This window comes from Streptomyces sp. NPDC059895, from assembly GCF_042731035.1.
Classification (GTDB): domain Bacteria; phylum Actinomycetota; class Actinomycetes; order Streptomycetales; family Streptomycetaceae; genus Streptomyces.
Genome location: NZ_JBHWKO010000089.1, coordinates 1 through 13,586, shown reverse-complemented (window position 1 = coordinate 13,586; position 13,586 = coordinate 1). Strand labels below are relative to the sequence as shown.

The window sequence follows — 13,586 nt, the reverse complement described above, 5'->3', positions numbered from 1 at the left end:
GCCGCCAAGTTGTAGGAGGGTGGAGTCATAACCGGACGCTGTTCTGACCTCGCAACCTGCAGTTTCTCGCCCGTCTGATGCAATTCCCGAGGGTTCTGGTAGATGTCCCGCGTGATCCGGGTGTCGCTGTGCCCGAGGGTGTCCGACACGATCTTGATGTCGATGTCGGCGGCGAGCATGAGGGTGGCCGCGCCGTGGCGCAGGTCGTGCAGCCGGATCGGCGGGAGGCCGGAAGCGGCGACGAGACGCTCGAAGAGGTCGGTGACCTTGCCGGGGTGGAGCCAGGAGCCATCCTCCTGGGTGAAGACGTGGCCGGTCTCGACCCAGGCGGTGCCCCACTTCTCGCGGGCCTTGTCCTGCCACTCGCGGTGGCGCTTCAGGACGTCGACGGTGTCGTCGTCCAGGGCGACCACGCGGGAACCGCTGTCGGTCTTGGGGTCGGACGCCTCCACTTCCCAGCCGTCCTGGACGAGTTGGGAGGAGACGGTGAGGGAGTGGGTGTCGAGGTTCGTCTCCGACCAGGGCTGCCCACACGCCTCGCCACGGCGCAGACCCCGGAACGCGATCAGGTGCCACATCGCGTACAGCCGATCCTCGGCGACGAAGTCGAGGAAGGCCCCGGTCTGCTGCGGCGTCCAGACCATCACGGGTGACGGCTTCTCGCCCGTCTGCTCCCACTTGGCGACCCGCTCATCGGTCCACACGAGCGCCTTCGGCTTGCGCACGGGGTCGATCTCGACGTGGGCGGCGGGGTTGAACGTGATGATCTGCTGCCCAATAGCGTCGTTCAGGGCGGCCCGGAGGGTGGCCTTGACGTGCAGGCGCGTGGCGGGGCCGGTGACGCGCCGGAAGGGCGGCATGTCGTCGATGGCGGCCTTCATCGCCTTGCGGCGGGCTCGGTTCTCGACGCCCTTCCAGGGCACGGTCGCCAGCTCGTCGAGTGCGGCCCGCCGCTGGGCGTTGTCCTCCAGGATCTGGGCGTTGGCGTCGCGGATGTCCGTGAACATCTCGCTGAGGTGGCTGACGCGCAGCCGGTCCAGGCGCCGGTTGCCGATGCGCGGCTTCAGGTGGACGCGGATGTCGGTCTCGTAGCGGCTCAGGCCGGACTTGCGTATGCGCTTGCCGGCCAGCCACCGGTCGAGCCACTCGGCGACGGTCAGGCCGCCGATGAGGTCCTGGCCGGCGTTGAGGCGCCGCCTCGTCTCCTCGACCTCGGGCAGGGGCGAGCGCTCGCGGCTGACCTCGGCCAGCATCTCGGCGATGAGTTCAATGCCCTCGGGGTCATCCGTGTCGGCGAGTCCGAGCAGGGCACGGACGTGGTCGAGGTCGGCCTGAGCCGCCTTGAGGCTGCCGTACCCGCCTCGGGCGAAGGAGCGTCGAGTGCCGTCCTCGCGCGGTGAGAGCTCCTGGCGTATGGAGTAGGTGCAGTGGTTCCTGCTGTTGCGCTTGGGGCAGGAGGTGCCGAGTTCCTTGCCGGTCTTCGGGTCGCGGCAGGAGCAGCGGCGGTAGGTGGAGCCCTTCAAAGATCATTCTCCTCGGTGGTATCGGGATCGCTCTCGGATGAGTCGATCGCGGTGGCCAAGTCAAGCCACAGTGCTGGTGGTGTGACGCCCTCTTCCTGGATGAAGGCGCGGACTCTGCGCAGGCGGCTGGCAGCGTCGTCGGCCGCCTCGGCGGCCCGTGCCTGAGAGCGCAGGGCTTCTGCCTTCCGGCCGGCGTTCGGGGCAGTCTCGGCGTGGTAGCGCGCATAGTCCTCGTCGCAGAGCGCTTTCCGCAGTTGTTCCTCCGCAGCGTGGTGGGCGCGGAAGTAGCGGAGCATGTCGTCATCCGCGCCGAGATCGGTCTCTTCCCCGGTGAACCAGCGCAACGCGTGCATCGACGTGGTGGGGTGCTGGAGTGGGAGTCGCTGCACGTCGTCGACGTAGCCGACGGGATAGACGAGGCAGATGGGCGGGGTGTTCAGTGCTTCGGCCAGCACGATGACGTCGACCAAGGGCAGGTTGGAGCGGCGTCCGGACTCCATGTTGGCGATGACGTTGCGAGGGATCGGGTGGCCGATCTCCTCGCACTTGTCGGCCAAGTCCTGCGCGCTCCACCCCAGTTCCTTCCGTCGTCTGCGGACCTCGCCGGCCACGGTGGCCATGACCTGGTCCACCCACTCCGGGACGTCGTCCTCGTCGTCGGTCTTCTTCGATCCATGGTGACGTTGGTGTTGTGTCATAGAGACACATTAGCTCGCTTAGCGTTGATTCCAAGACTTGAAGACGGGCGCGGAGGTCGCGTTCGCCATGGGCTCAGTCATGGGATGGAGTGCGCATGCGAGAGAACGAAGAGGCAGGCCGAGTGAAGGGGATGAGTCGCGATGAGCTTTTGGGGCTCCCTGCTGCCGTTGACCTGGAGACGGGCAATCGGGCGCTGGGGCTCGGTCGGAGCAAGGGCTACGAGCTGGCCAAGCGCGGCCAATACCCGTGCAAGGTGCTCCGGCTCGGGAACGCCTACCGGGTGGTGACCGCAGACTTGTTGGCCTTGCTGGGGCTGGCAGCGTGAAGCGTCTGACATACCGCAGGCGCTTCTGCGCTGAGCTGACACAGAAACGCTGGACTGTGGCACGGCATGGACGTACTGTCCGTGGTCGCTCGCGGTGCCGTAGCCCCCGTGAGAAGAGGGAGAGCCTCCGGCGGTGCAACGCCGGAGGCCCCAAGACTCCCCAGCAATCCCATGAGAACCGACCCGGCGGCAGGGGCGTGCAAGCCCGACACCGCCAGACGAGGAGCCACCCAGTGGAACCCGCGAACGCCGACGCCTATTCCGCCCCTGCCCGAGGGGCCTGGCCTGCCACAGCCATCCCGGGCCAGCCTGGCGCCCACCTGAGCTCCACGCAGGCCGACGGTGCCACAGCGGACCTGGACGACGGTACGGCCGACGGCAGCGTGGCGGATCCGGCGAAGGACCTTGAGTCCATCCCCGACGCGGAGCCGGCACCGGGCTCGAAGCTGCTGGACGAACTGCGCTCCCAGATAGCCCGGTTCGTGATCCCGCCCTCATCCGAGGCGCTGGACGCGATCACCCTGTGGGTGGCGGCAACGCAGCTCCAGCCCGCGTGGCAGCACGCCCCACGTCTCGCGGTGGTTGGACCGGCGAAGCGGTGCGGGAAGTCGCGACTGCTGGACGTGCTGACCGAGACGGTGCACGAGCCGATGCTCACCATCAACACCACACCAGCGGCCATCTTCCGCTCGATCAACGAGGCGGAGCCGCCGACGCTTCTGGTGGACGAGGCCGACACCATCTTCGGCCCCAAGGTCGCGGAGAAGAACGAGGAGACACGCGGCCTCCTCAACGCCGGCCATCAGCGCGGCCGGTACGTCACCCGGGTCGTTGGCAACGACCACACCCCGCACAAGTTCGCCACCTTCGCCATGGCGGCCATCGCGGGCATCGGGGACCTGCCGGACACGGTGATGGACCGGTCGGTGGTCATCCGCATGCGCCGCAGGGCCGAGGGCGAGAAGGTCAAACCCTTCCGCTCACGACGAGACATTCCGGCCCTGCACGAACTGCGCGACCGCATCCGTACCTGGGCCCTCCCACTGCTGGAGGACGCAGCGAGCCTGGAGCCAAAGATGCCGGTCGAGGACCGAGCCGCCGACACCTGGGAGCCCTTGGTGATCGTCGCCGACCTGGCCGGCGGTCGCTGGCCCCGGCTCGCGCGCATCGCGTGCGCACGGATGGTCGCCGCCGAGGTGGCAGCCGAGGAGGACCACCCCAGCGGGGCGCGCATCCTCGCAGACATCCGGCGAGTCTTCTTCGCCCAGCGGGAGGCGGACAGCCTCTCCACCGAGGAGCTCCTGCACTCCCTGAACGCGGACGCCGAAGCACCGTGGGGAGAGCGTGGACGCTACGGCCTGACTTCCCGAGAGCTCAGCGGGATGCTGCGCGACTACGACATCCGGCCTGGCAATGTACGTATGGCCGACCGGACTCAGCGCAAGGGATACACGCGCAACAAGTTCCTCGACGCGTGGCGGCGGTACTGCCCCACCGTCCACCCGGTCGACACCCCTCGCGGCGAGGGCTGACCTCCACCTCCCTGGTTGCCGTACTTGCCGTCCCTGCCGTGGTCTCGCAGGTCAGGGCACGCACCGGCAAGACGGCAGCCGAGGACAAGACGGCAACGCACACGTCCCCGCACGTGTACCCGGCCAAGAGACGGCGTCCAGAGCCGTCTTGCCCCGTCCTAGGCGTCCTCGCCGTATCGCCATAGGTCACAGTCCTGCTCGCCGGGACGGCTGCCGCAACGCAGCCGTCCCGGCAGGTGGAGGCCACCCCCCAGACAGAACCCGAACCGGAAGCCGCCACCTCCCTGTCCCGAGTCGGGACAAGACGCTGGCGCTGCCCGCCGAGACGGCACTTCCGGGGCGTTGCCGTCCCGCGCTGACCTGCACGTGCAACGGCCGAGACGGCAAAGACGCCCCACACCACTACCCCCAGGAGCTTCCCGCTTGACCTCCCCGCACCTCACCACGCCCTCACCGCGGCTACGAGATGACGCTCGCACTGAAGAGCAGCCGAAGAAGCGTGCTGACGCCGAGCAGCTCGTACTCGGCGCGGCCGGCATCGTCATCGTCGCCCTGACAGCCGGAGCGTTCTGGCTGTCCTACGCGCACCTCGCCGACGTCGCCGGCCAGCACGGGCTCGGCGCGTCCCCCATCCGCCGGTGGGCCTGGCCCGCCACGCTGGACGCGTTCATCGTCGCGGGCGAACTGCTCATGCTGCGTGCTGCGCTGCGGCGTACAACCGACCTCTGGGCGATCGCCGTGACCGCAGCCGGATCGGTCGGCTCCATCGCGTTGAACGTCGCCGGGGTCAGCGGAGTCAACGGCACGGGCGACGCGCGCAGCGTCCCGGTCCTCGACTACGTGGTCGCAGCCGTTCCTCCGGCTGCCGCGATGGTCGCCTTCGGCGTCCTGATGCGACAGATCCATCAACTCGTCGCGCCGTCCGACGACTCCTCGGTCATCGGTTCCGTCCAGGCTCAGGGCCGATCGGTTGGCGACCTCAGCCACGGCCTCCGGCCGGATGCCGCTCCCGATGGTGCGCAAGCTCCCGGTGACGAGCGGACGGAACCTGCGCCCCAGGTACCGGAGACCAAACCGAGCGGCGGTCGGCCACCGAAGGCGACCATCGCGGAGCTGGTAGACATCGGCCGGACCACCGCTCACCAGCACGGCAAACTCACGCGCGGCCTGCTCCGAGCAGCCGTCAAGGACCGAGACCTGGCGATCGGCAGTGAGCGGCAGACCGAGGTGATGGAGCTGCTTCGGCCGGAACTCGAAGCCGCCGGTATCGAGGTCTCCAAGCGCTGACGCCGGGCTTGCTCGGGTGACCGGAACTCTTCCGGCCACCCGGGCACCGGCCAACCGGCCCGCAGATTTCCACACCTGTGGACGACGCGAGGGCCTCGCCGCGCAGACGCCTCCGCCTCACTCGCCGAGTCCCACCTGGAGCATTCGCCTTGTCACACAACCAGCACCTGCCTGACGACACCCACGCCGAGCCGCCTGCGCCGCAGCAGTCCCCTCCGCTGCTCGCACGGCTGAGGCGGGCGTTCGGAAGGACAGCCCTCGGCGGAGGGATAGACCCTGGTGGGGGGACGGCCCCTGGCGGAGCCAGTAGTACCCCGAGTCCGACTCAAGGCCGGCCTTCGGGGAGCTCCGCCCCAGGGGTGGCGGAGACGGTCCAGCGCCAGGGGACGCCGGACCGGGAGGTCGGAGCCGAGGGCGGCTCAGACCAGGACGAGCTCCATACCGTCCAGCAGCAAATCCTCCGCCCCGCACCTACGACCGAGCCGGCGGCCGGTGAGCGAGCGGTGCAGAGCGTCCAGCCGGCGATCCGTCGCTTCACCGGCACCAAACGGACCGTCCGCGTCGGCCCGCTGCGCTTCACCGGCGACGAGCACGCCGCCCTCCAGGAGGCTGCGGCCGAGCATGGCTACAAGGGGGAGTCCGGCTTCGCCGCCGACATCGTCCTCGCCTTCATCACCGGCCGGTTCACCGCCAACCTGCCGCTGTCCGAGGACCGCCGTCGCATGCACATGTTCCGCGCCCAAGTGCTGCGCGAACTCAACCGCATCGGGGTCAACGTCAACCAGATCGCCCGTGCCCTCAACAGCGACCTGACCCCATCCGACGTACGTGACCGTCTCGACGAGCTGCACCACCTGTTGGAACTGATCGCCGAGGCGCTGCGTGAACCCGCCGCCCCCAGGAAGGACGAGACCGCGTGATAGCCGCCATCAAACCAGCCGGAGCCAACACCCGCGGTCTGCTCGCCTACCTCTACGGTCCCGGCCGTCAGGACGAACATCTCGACCCGCACATCGTCGCGGGCTTCGCCATGCTCGGAATGCCCGACCCCGGCCGGGACCCCGATGCCACCCTCACCCAGCTCGCCCGCCACCTCGACGAGCCTGTCCGGCTCCGCAACAGCGAGTTCGGAAGGACGGTCACCGACCACGTCTGGCACTGCCCCGTCCGCGCGGCCCCCGAGGACCGGCACCTCTCCGATGCCGATTGGGCCGACATCGCCCAGCGGATCGTCGAGGCAGCGGGTATCGCTCCATCTGGAGACGATTTGGGGTGCCGGTGGATCGCCGTACGTCACGCGGACGACCACATCCACATCCTCGCCACCACTGTTCGCGAAGACGGCCGCCGCCCCAAACTCCACGACAGCGGTATCCGCGTCGGCAGCGCCTGCCGCCAGGTCGAGTCCGACTACGGTCTGCGCCAACTCAAGAAGGGGGACCGCACCGCTGGGCGCCGTCCCACCCAGGCCGAGATGCACAAGGCCGAACGTCGCGGCTGGGAGCAGACCAGCCGCGACTGGCTCCAGGAGCACATCCGCGCCGCCATCCCCCACGCCGGCAGCACAGAGGAACTCCTCGCCTACCTCGAAGCCGACGGCATCGCGGTCAAGCCCCGCCGCGGACCGTCCGGAGACCTCCTCGGCTACGCCGTCGGCCGCCCCGGCGACCTCAACAAGGACGGCGAACAGATCTTCCACCCCGGCGGAAAGATCGCCCCCGACCTCACCCTCCCCAAGCTCAAGGCCCGCCTGGAAACCACCGCGCCAGAGGAACACGCCACCGCCCGCCGAGACCGCCCCAGCACCCCCTGGCACCGAGCCACCGACGCCCTCGACACGCTCCACTCCGAGCTGACCAACGGGACCGGCAACGGCGACGACTCCGGCAAGGACGCGCGAATCCAAGCCCACGCAGCCGCACTCGGCGAACTGATCGAGGCCACGGCTCAGCACGCCCCCGAAGATCTACGCGCCGAACTGCGTTCAGCATCAAGGGCGTTCGTCCGTGCTCAACGCTCCCTGATTCGTGCCGAGCACCGCGCTGGCAATGCGGTACGCATAGCGGCCCGCGACATCATCCACTCCGCCACCGGCCCGGACGGCAGCGCACTCTCCGCCCTCCTCGCCGCCATGATCTGGGCAACGATCCTCGCTCAGCGTTGGCACGAGGCGAGGAACCACGCTCACCAGGCCGACGCAGCCGGCCAGACCCTCCGCCACCTCCAAGCCGCCGCCGACAATGCCCTTGTTCCCGTGCTCGCCGACCTGGAGCACCGCCAGCCGGGCGAACAGGCCCGTCGCACCCTGGCCCGCGACGTCCGCGCTGCCGTCCCCGACCACGCCGAACGCATCCTCGCCGACGAGAACTGGCCTGCTCTCGCCGCAGTTCTCGCCGATGCGGAGGCCGGTGGCCACAAACCGCACCAGCTCCTCAAGGAGGCCGCCGAGCAACGCGAACTCGACACCGCCCGCCGCCCCGCCCGAGTCTTGATCACGCGCATCCAACACACCGCCCGCAACCCCGTACGTATCAGCCGAGCCGAAGCCGCACGCATCCGTTCGACGCGGTCGATATCAGCGGCCAGCACTACAGCCTCGGCCCAGCAGCGTCCGCCGGCGCCGGTTACCGCTCCGGAGCGGGGGAGCCGCCTGCGGCGATAGCGATTGCAGGAGGCAGCCCTTCGTGGCTCCGAACTACTGTCACCTCAGACAGACGTTGCCGATGACCGCAGTTCAGGCGCGGTGGCCCGGAGCGCGGCATGGTCGTCGGCAACGGCACGAAGTCGGGAAGCCAGAGCGTCCGGGCCGAGCGACGCCAGTGCCCACAGGGCACTGAGCCGGCGTGCGGTCGACCATATGCCGGTAGTCGGGGGCCGGAAGGCAGCCACGGCGATGTTCCTGGCAGCGAACGGGACGGGGTCGAGATACGTCATGCCGCCGGTCCCGCACAGGTACGCGCGAGCACCCGTCGCGGCGGCCAGGTCGGCGAGCCGGAGGGAGCGGCCTGGCCTGGCGGACAGGAGGCTGCTTCTGAAGATCCTGCCCCGCCAGCCGAGCAGGTTGAGGAGCACGCGGGTGGAGGTCTCCGCGATCACCGCGGTCCGCCCGGTGGCGAAGGAATCCCACACCGGGTCCAGGGCCTGGGCGAGGGAGGGCCAGTGTGGGCTGCCTCCGAAGTTCTGCCGCAGCATTCCGGCGGTCCGTCGGCGGGCGAGTTCGGTGTCGTCGATCAGCGCGTCTCGGATGAGGGTGGATCGCCCGCTCGGGAGGTGAGTGGGGATGGAGAGCCACCGCTGGCAGCCTGGTGCGTCGATCGCGGCGAGGCGCGCTCGGTGCTGGTAGTCGCGGCGGGTGAACTGCACATCGTCCAGGACGATCCAGTAGTCCGCCGCGAACAGCTTGGCCAGCGTCGTCAGCCTCGGGAACAGATTGGGTTGGTGGATCGCGCACAGCCCGCCGGGAGCGGGCTGGTCACGAGGCGATGAGGCGGCTGGTGAAGCCGGAGCGGATGAGAGATTCGTACGCTGCATGTACGTCCTCGGGGACTTCCTGCTCGATGGCGAATCCGAGCTTCGGATACTCGATGACCCGCTGAAGGTCGCCGGTGAGCATGTCCAGAACGAGCTTCTCGTCCCCGATGCTCTTCAGGTAGTCGTCGAACTCCAGCGGCTCCGACGCGCAGAGGAACTCGACGTCGGGCCACAGCTTGCGGGCAGTCGCGAACGATCGCCGTTCCATGTACGGCTTGGAGACCAGCAGCACTGTTGCCGGATGGATGCCGGAGGCGGCCAGGACCTCACGTGAGAGCGTGATGTTCTCTCCGGTGTTGGCTGCGTGGGGCTCCAGCAGGATGGCGTCGGCGGGGACACCGAGGTCGATGGCGTGCTCACGGAAGTGGACCGCCTCCCCGCGCGGGAAGACCTTGGCGGTGGTAGGGCTGTTGCCACCGGTGAACACCAGCGTCGGGAACAGCCCGGCCCGGTACAACTCGGCGGAGCGGGTCGCGACGCCGAGATCGTGGCTGCCCAGTCCGATCGCCACGTCGACGGGCCGCAGCTCGTGTCGCATCTGGTGGTAATCCCAGATCAGCTTGGCCTGGCGCCACTGGTCCTCGGTGATGCCCTGCTGGTCATTGCGCACGCGTTTCTCCCTGGTCACCGTTGCCGGGGGCCGGTCGCCCCCTCGCTCATGGCCTTGACGCCCTCGATACTGCGCAGTTGGTGCACGAGTCCGTACTGCGCAGCCACCTTGGCGGCCTGGTCGAGGACGAGGAGTCCATCATCCCGGGTCGCCGCGTCGGAGAGCAGGATGTGGCCATGAGCGGTGTCCAGTCGTACGCGTTGCATCGGTGAGTCGGTCGTCCCACTGCTGCGGGCGATATCGATGAAGTACAGGGCTTGGGACAGATCACCGGCGCCACGGCGGGCCAGGGCGAGCTTCTGGTGGGCTACCGACCAGTCGTCCGGCTCGGTGAGGTCCTCGAACTCGCGGGTCGCCGCCTGCATGACGCGGGTCGCGTAGTCGTGCTCGCCGTCCTTGCTCAGCGCGGTCCCCACCCATAGCCGTGCACGAGCCCGGTCGCGGCGAGAGAGCCGGTCGTCGACGGCGAGGGTCTCGTAGTTGCGGGCGGCGACTTCCAGCTTGCCGGACATCTCGGTGACGACTGCGAGCGAGAGATCGAGCTGGGCGACGCGGCGGGGGATGTCGAGCTGAGTGAAGACCGTACGGGCACCGGCGTAGGAGTGCTGGGCAGAGAGCGGGCCCAGGACGACGCCTTGGTCGCGCTTGAGGTCGCCGAGCAGAGCGGTGGAGCGGGCAAAGAGGTACAGGCCCTTCTCGTCCAGCTCATGGGTCTTGAACCGACCCAGCCACCGGGTGAGGAGGCTGTCGGCGAAGGCGAAGTTCTGCCGGGACAAGGCGACCACGACACGGTCGAGGTCGTCGGCCCAGGACTCGTACTCCCACGCCCTGGGGCCGGACGAGGTGACACGCCTGCCGATAGTCGCGACGGGGCCGGCCATCTCCGACAGGAGCGTCTCGAAGCGCAGGTGGACTGCGGCGTCCGCACGGCCGAGGGCGGTGTCGAGGATGGCCTGGGTGTCGGGCCTCGGCTCGGTGGAGGCGAGCTTGCTCTCCCACTTGGACACGGTCGCGACTGCCAGGCCCAGACGCTCAGCGAAGGCCCGCACGCTCAGCCGCAGAGCGAGCCGCAACGCCTTGGCCTCAAGCCCGGTCCAGTGGTGCACGGTCGCCACGCGTCCCTCCCTTCCAACAGCCATCGAAGCAGACCCGACGACACGGCGGGACGGAAGTGGAACGGAAGTAGAACAAGCGGTGATTTCCCGCGAGTTGGTCCGCCGCCATGCTCGAAGCGTCACCACGAGTCGAGCCTCTGGACGGTCCTGAGCATGGAACCCCTCACGGAACATCGCCCGGTCAGCGGACCGGTCGTCTACGGTCTCCTGCGGCTGGTACGCGTACCGCGAGCACGGCAGGACGCACTGGTCGCCTCGCTGGCCGAGTACTGCCGCAGCCACGAGCTGCAGCTGTCCGGCCTCTTCACCGACCGCGACGCTGCAGGGTCCGCCGCGGCAGCGTTCACCGGTCTCCTCGACGTGCTCGCACTGCCGGACGTCTACGGCGTCGTCGCCCCCGCCATGTCCCACCTGGGCCCGAAGGCCATAGCGGCCGAACGCGAGCGACAGATCGAATCGGCCGGTGCCCGGCTGCTGCTGGTCCGGCGCCCGCGTCCCAAGCACTCGACTGTCCCTCGGAACGGCCCCGTCCACCGTCCGCACTCCGGCACCACCCGCGTCCTGGACACCGAGTCATGAGGACCATCGCGATGACAAAGACGATCAAGAGGTTCTTTGATTCTCGGCCCGAGTCGGTCGGCGAGGCGCGGGCCTTCACCACCGAGGCCCTGACCAACTGGGGTCTGCTGGACCGAGGCGAAGACGTCCGACTCTGCGTCTCCGAACTCGCCACCAACGCCGTTCTCCACAGGACCGCCCCCGGCCGCGGCTTTCTGGTCAAACTCGACGCCGGCGACGAGGTCGTACGCCTGGAAGTACACGACAGCCGCCGCCGACGCCCCCACCCCCGTCGGCCTGACGACACGGATACCACCGGCCGCGGGCTGCTCCTGGTGACCGCGCTTGCCGACGACTGGGGCGTGGAGGACCGCACCCCGATCGGGAAGATCGTCTGGTCGTGCTTCAAAAACCAGGGCGGGACGACACCATGAGCGTCACTCTCAACCCGCCCGGCCCTGAACTGCGCCAACTGGTGTCGCTCGCCGCTTGGACCTGGCCGGGTGCCGGACCGGACGGCCACGAGATCGCGCACATCCTGATCACGCACACTCCGGCCTTCACCGACACCGGCATCGCCGTGACGGCCGAGGACCGAATGCGGCGACTGTCCGCGTGCCTCGGCGGTCTGACCGGAGCCCGTGAGGTCGTCCCGGACCTGAGGCCCTGCCTACAACTCGCCGGCGACCACGTGCTGCTGAACATCCCCGGTGCCTCTCGCCGACTGCGGCTGCCCACCCGCCGTCCCTGGACCGAACTGGTAACCCGCACCGGCGAGGCGATCCTCCTGCTCGGTCTTGAGCCGCTGCCACAGTCCGCAGGCGCCGATCGCCTCGACACCTACCTGGACGCCGCCCTCGCAGCAGACCGACTGCTGTTCGGGCGCGCCCAGTTCCAGGCGCCAGCCCCACGCGCTGACGTCTGCTCGACCTGCGACGGCAGCGGCACCGACCCGATCTCGGGCCGCGCATGCCCGGACTGCTCCCTGCACTGCCGACTCGAACAGTGAAAGGCACGCCATGCACCAGCTCATCGCTGCCCCTTTCCTCGACGGCCACCTTCTGCTGCGCCCCGGAGCTCGATCCGGGGCTCGCATCCCGGCCACCCACTACGAGCAACTCCGCGCGGCCGACGGCGCGCAGCCTCTGCCTGACTGGACGGTTGACCTGGCGGCCGAAGCATGGGGCCTCGATGTCGCCGGTGCCCCGACCTCAGACACGGTCCTGATCCGCGAGCCGTCTGCGTACGGCTACTGCCGAGCCTCCTGGGAGATCAACCTCGGATGCAACTTCGGCTGCAAGCACTGCTACCTCGGCGAACGCCCCTTCTCCGGCCTCGCCTGGGAGGGGAAAGCCAAGCTCCTGGGCATCATGCGCGAGGCCGGCGTCATCTGGCTCCAGATCACCGGCGGCGAACCGACCATGGACCCGCACTTCCAGAACGCCTACCGGTACGCCTGGCTGGCCGGAATGATGCTCACGATCTCAACGAACGGCTCCCTGCTGTTCCGCCCCGACCTGCTCCAGCTCTTCAGGGAGTGCCCGCCGTACCGCCTCGTCGTCAGCATGTACGGCGCGAGCGAGGAGTCCTTCGACGCGCTCACTCAGCGGCGCGGAGCTTGGAAGGCGTTCCGGCGTGGGATGGACGCCGCCCGCGCCGCCGGGCTGCCGCTGCGCATCAACATCGTGGTCACAGAGGACAACGCGAGCGAAGCCGACGAGATGGCCGCGCTCGCAGGGGAGTGGGGCGTGGAGCATCACGCGTACACCAACATGACCCCGACGATCTACGGCGGCGGCGAACCGCTCCTCGCGCAGTCCGCGGACCACCTTCGGCAGCGCAAGCCGTTCGCCGGATGCAACGCAGGCCACACCTTCTTCCACGCCGACCCGCACGCCAAGGTCTCGATCTGCAAGGTCGGCCGCGACGACCAGATCGACCTCATGGCCGAAGGCATCGAAGGACTGCGACGACTCGGCACGATCGCCGACCGCCTGATGCTTCGCACCGGAGGGTGCGAGGGCTGCGCCCTGTCCGGCACTTGCCGGGTCTGCCGTCCCCTGGCCAAGCACTACCAGGAGGCGAAGGCGCCGCTGCACAGCTACTGCCAGCACGGAGACACAGAGAAAGAGAAGGTGACCCCATGACGCCCGGACCCGTACCGGTACAGCTCCTGACCGGTCCGCCCAGCAGTGCCCGCCGCCCGGCGCCCCCTGTGGCCTCGGCCGCCGTGACACTCGTCGCGGACTTGGACGACGTCGTCGAGAGCGCCGAGTGCTCCTGCGACGCCGGCGACGACAACCCCCACTAATCCCAATGCCGCTCGGTTAGGGGTTCCGCTGTCGGCGCGATGCTCGGCGTTTCGATTGGTGATGCGGGTGCAGCCCTTGTAGTGGTTCTCGGGTC

Annotated in this window: 15 protein-coding genes; 10 read left to right on the top strand and 5 right to left on the bottom strand. The window is 69.0% G+C overall.

All coding sequences use genetic code 11. The annotated features are described in order from the left end of the window. Nucleotides 1–1,523 (bottom strand): tyrosine-type recombinase/integrase (locus ACFV9M_RS40850; RefSeq protein WP_385078870.1); only part of this gene is annotated, 1,523 nt, incomplete at its 3' end. Then, on the bottom strand, nucleotides 1,520–2,221 hold the full coding sequence (locus tag ACFV9M_RS40845; RefSeq protein ID WP_385078869.1) for a helix-turn-helix domain-containing protein: 702 nt from the start codon (nucleotides 2,219–2,221) through the stop codon (nucleotides 1,520–1,522). The genes ACFV9M_RS40845 and ACFV9M_RS40850, both read right to left, overlap by 4 nt. Nucleotides 2,222–2,316: 95 nt before the next feature. Here ACFV9M_RS40845 and ACFV9M_RS40840 point away from each other — a divergent pair, with 95 nt between their 5' ends. From ACFV9M_RS40840 to ACFV9M_RS40820, 5 genes are all read left to right on the top strand, one after another. Beyond that, on the top strand, nucleotides 2,317–2,547 hold the full coding sequence (locus ACFV9M_RS40840) for a hypothetical protein (RefSeq protein WP_385078866.1): 231 nt from the start codon (nucleotides 2,317–2,319) through the stop codon (nucleotides 2,545–2,547). A 233-nt stretch (nucleotides 2,548–2,780) separates the two neighbouring features. Continuing rightward, nucleotides 2,781–4,079 carry a DUF3631 domain-containing protein gene (locus tag ACFV9M_RS40835; RefSeq protein WP_385078863.1) on the top strand — a complete coding sequence of 433 codons (1,299 nt, stop codon included), beginning with the start codon at nucleotides 2,781–2,783 and terminating at the stop codon, nucleotides 4,077–4,079. 423 nt (nucleotides 4,080–4,502) lie between these two features. Further along, a complete protein-coding gene (locus tag ACFV9M_RS40830; protein WP_385078860.1) occupies nucleotides 4,503–5,366 on the top strand; it encodes a DUF2637 domain-containing protein in 864 nt (287 codons plus the stop codon). Nucleotides 5,367–5,725: 359 nt separating this feature from the next. Continuing rightward, nucleotides 5,726–6,286, top strand: a complete 561-nt coding sequence (locus ACFV9M_RS40825) for a MobC family plasmid mobilization relaxosome protein (protein WP_385078858.1) — start codon at nucleotides 5,726–5,728, stop codon at nucleotides 6,284–6,286. Further along, on the top strand, nucleotides 6,283–8,028 hold the full coding sequence (locus tag ACFV9M_RS40820; RefSeq protein ID WP_385078855.1) for a relaxase/mobilization nuclease domain-containing protein: 1,746 nt from the start codon (nucleotides 6,283–6,285) through the stop codon (nucleotides 8,026–8,028). Before ACFV9M_RS40825 ends, ACFV9M_RS40820 begins: the two co-directional genes overlap by 4 nt. Before the next feature lie 44 nt (nucleotides 8,029–8,072). Here the strand turns inward: ACFV9M_RS40820 and ACFV9M_RS40815 are convergent, their stop codons facing one another. The 3 genes from ACFV9M_RS40815 to ACFV9M_RS40805 are packed head-to-tail and all read right to left on the bottom strand — an operon-like array spanning nucleotide 8,073 to nucleotide 10,622. Beyond that, nucleotides 8,073–8,897, bottom strand: a complete 825-nt coding sequence (locus tag ACFV9M_RS40815; RefSeq protein ID WP_385078852.1) for a WbqC family protein — start codon at nucleotides 8,895–8,897, stop codon at nucleotides 8,073–8,075. Next, nucleotides 8,839–9,507 (bottom strand): YdcF family protein, encoded by a 669-nt coding sequence (locus tag ACFV9M_RS40810; protein WP_385078849.1) that lies wholly within the window; start codon nucleotides 9,505–9,507, stop codon nucleotides 8,839–8,841. The genes ACFV9M_RS40815 and ACFV9M_RS40810 overlap by 59 nt, the downstream gene beginning before the upstream one ends. Before the next feature lie 14 nt (nucleotides 9,508–9,521). After that, complete coding sequence (locus ACFV9M_RS40805) at nucleotides 9,522–10,622, bottom strand: helix-turn-helix domain-containing protein (protein WP_385078847.1); 1,101 nt, start codon at nucleotides 10,620–10,622, stop codon at nucleotides 9,522–9,524. Nucleotides 10,623–10,775: 153 nt separating this feature from the next. On the opposite strand from ACFV9M_RS40805, the gene ACFV9M_RS40800 reads away from it, so the two are divergent. The 5 genes from ACFV9M_RS40800 to ACFV9M_RS40780 are packed head-to-tail and all read left to right on the top strand — an operon-like array spanning nucleotide 10,776 to nucleotide 13,491. Continuing rightward, the gene (locus tag ACFV9M_RS40800) at nucleotides 10,776–11,201 is read left to right on the top strand and encodes a hypothetical protein (RefSeq protein WP_385078844.1); all 426 of its coding nucleotides are present in this window, start codon (nucleotides 10,776–10,778) and stop codon (nucleotides 11,199–11,201) included. A gap of 11 nt (nucleotides 11,202–11,212) precedes the next feature. Then, nucleotides 11,213–11,614 carry an ATP-binding protein gene (locus tag ACFV9M_RS40795; RefSeq protein WP_385078841.1) on the top strand — a complete coding sequence of 134 codons (402 nt, stop codon included), beginning with the start codon at nucleotides 11,213–11,215 and terminating at the stop codon, nucleotides 11,612–11,614. Continuing rightward, complete coding sequence (locus ACFV9M_RS40790) at nucleotides 11,611–12,189, top strand: hypothetical protein (RefSeq protein ID WP_385078838.1); 579 nt, start codon at nucleotides 11,611–11,613, stop codon at nucleotides 12,187–12,189. The genes ACFV9M_RS40795 and ACFV9M_RS40790 overlap by 4 nt, the downstream gene beginning before the upstream one ends. Nucleotides 12,190–12,199: 10 nt before the next feature. Further along, entirely contained in the window at nucleotides 12,200–13,327 is a 1,128-nt protein-coding gene (locus ACFV9M_RS40785) for a radical SAM protein (protein WP_385078835.1), read from the top strand. Then, the gene (locus ACFV9M_RS40780; RefSeq protein WP_385078832.1) at nucleotides 13,324–13,491 is read left to right on the top strand and encodes a hypothetical protein; all 168 of its coding nucleotides are present in this window, start codon (nucleotides 13,324–13,326) and stop codon (nucleotides 13,489–13,491) included. Before ACFV9M_RS40785 ends, ACFV9M_RS40780 begins: the two co-directional genes overlap by 4 nt. Nucleotides 13,492–13,586 lie beyond the last annotated feature (95 nt).

Bases quoted from the DNA above. Each gene is read 5' to 3' on its own strand.
- ACFV9M_RS40795 (WP_385078841.1), top strand. From the start codon at position 11,213: ATGACAAAGACGATCAAGAGGTTCTTTGATTCTCGGCCCGAGTCGGTC.
- ACFV9M_RS40815 (WP_385078852.1), bottom strand. From the start codon at position 8,897: ATGCAGCGTACGAATCTCTCATCCGCTCCGGCTTCACCAGCCGCCTCA.
- ACFV9M_RS40790 (WP_385078838.1), top strand. From the start codon at position 11,611: ATGAGCGTCACTCTCAACCCGCCCGGCCCTGAACTGCGCCAACTGGTG.
- ACFV9M_RS40785 (WP_385078835.1), top strand. From the start codon at position 12,200: ATGCACCAGCTCATCGCTGCCCCTTTCCTCGACGGCCACCTTCTGCTG.
- ACFV9M_RS40845 (WP_385078869.1), bottom strand. From the start codon at position 2,221: ATGACACAACACCAACGTCACCATGGATCGAAGAAGACCGACGACGAG.
- ACFV9M_RS40840 (WP_385078866.1), top strand. From the start codon at position 2,317: ATGCGAGAGAACGAAGAGGCAGGCCGAGTGAAGGGGATGAGTCGCGAT.
- ACFV9M_RS40800 (WP_385078844.1), top strand. From the start codon at position 10,776: ATGGAACCCCTCACGGAACATCGCCCGGTCAGCGGACCGGTCGTCTAC.
- ACFV9M_RS40780 (WP_385078832.1), top strand. From the start codon at position 13,324: ATGACGCCCGGACCCGTACCGGTACAGCTCCTGACCGGTCCGCCCAGC.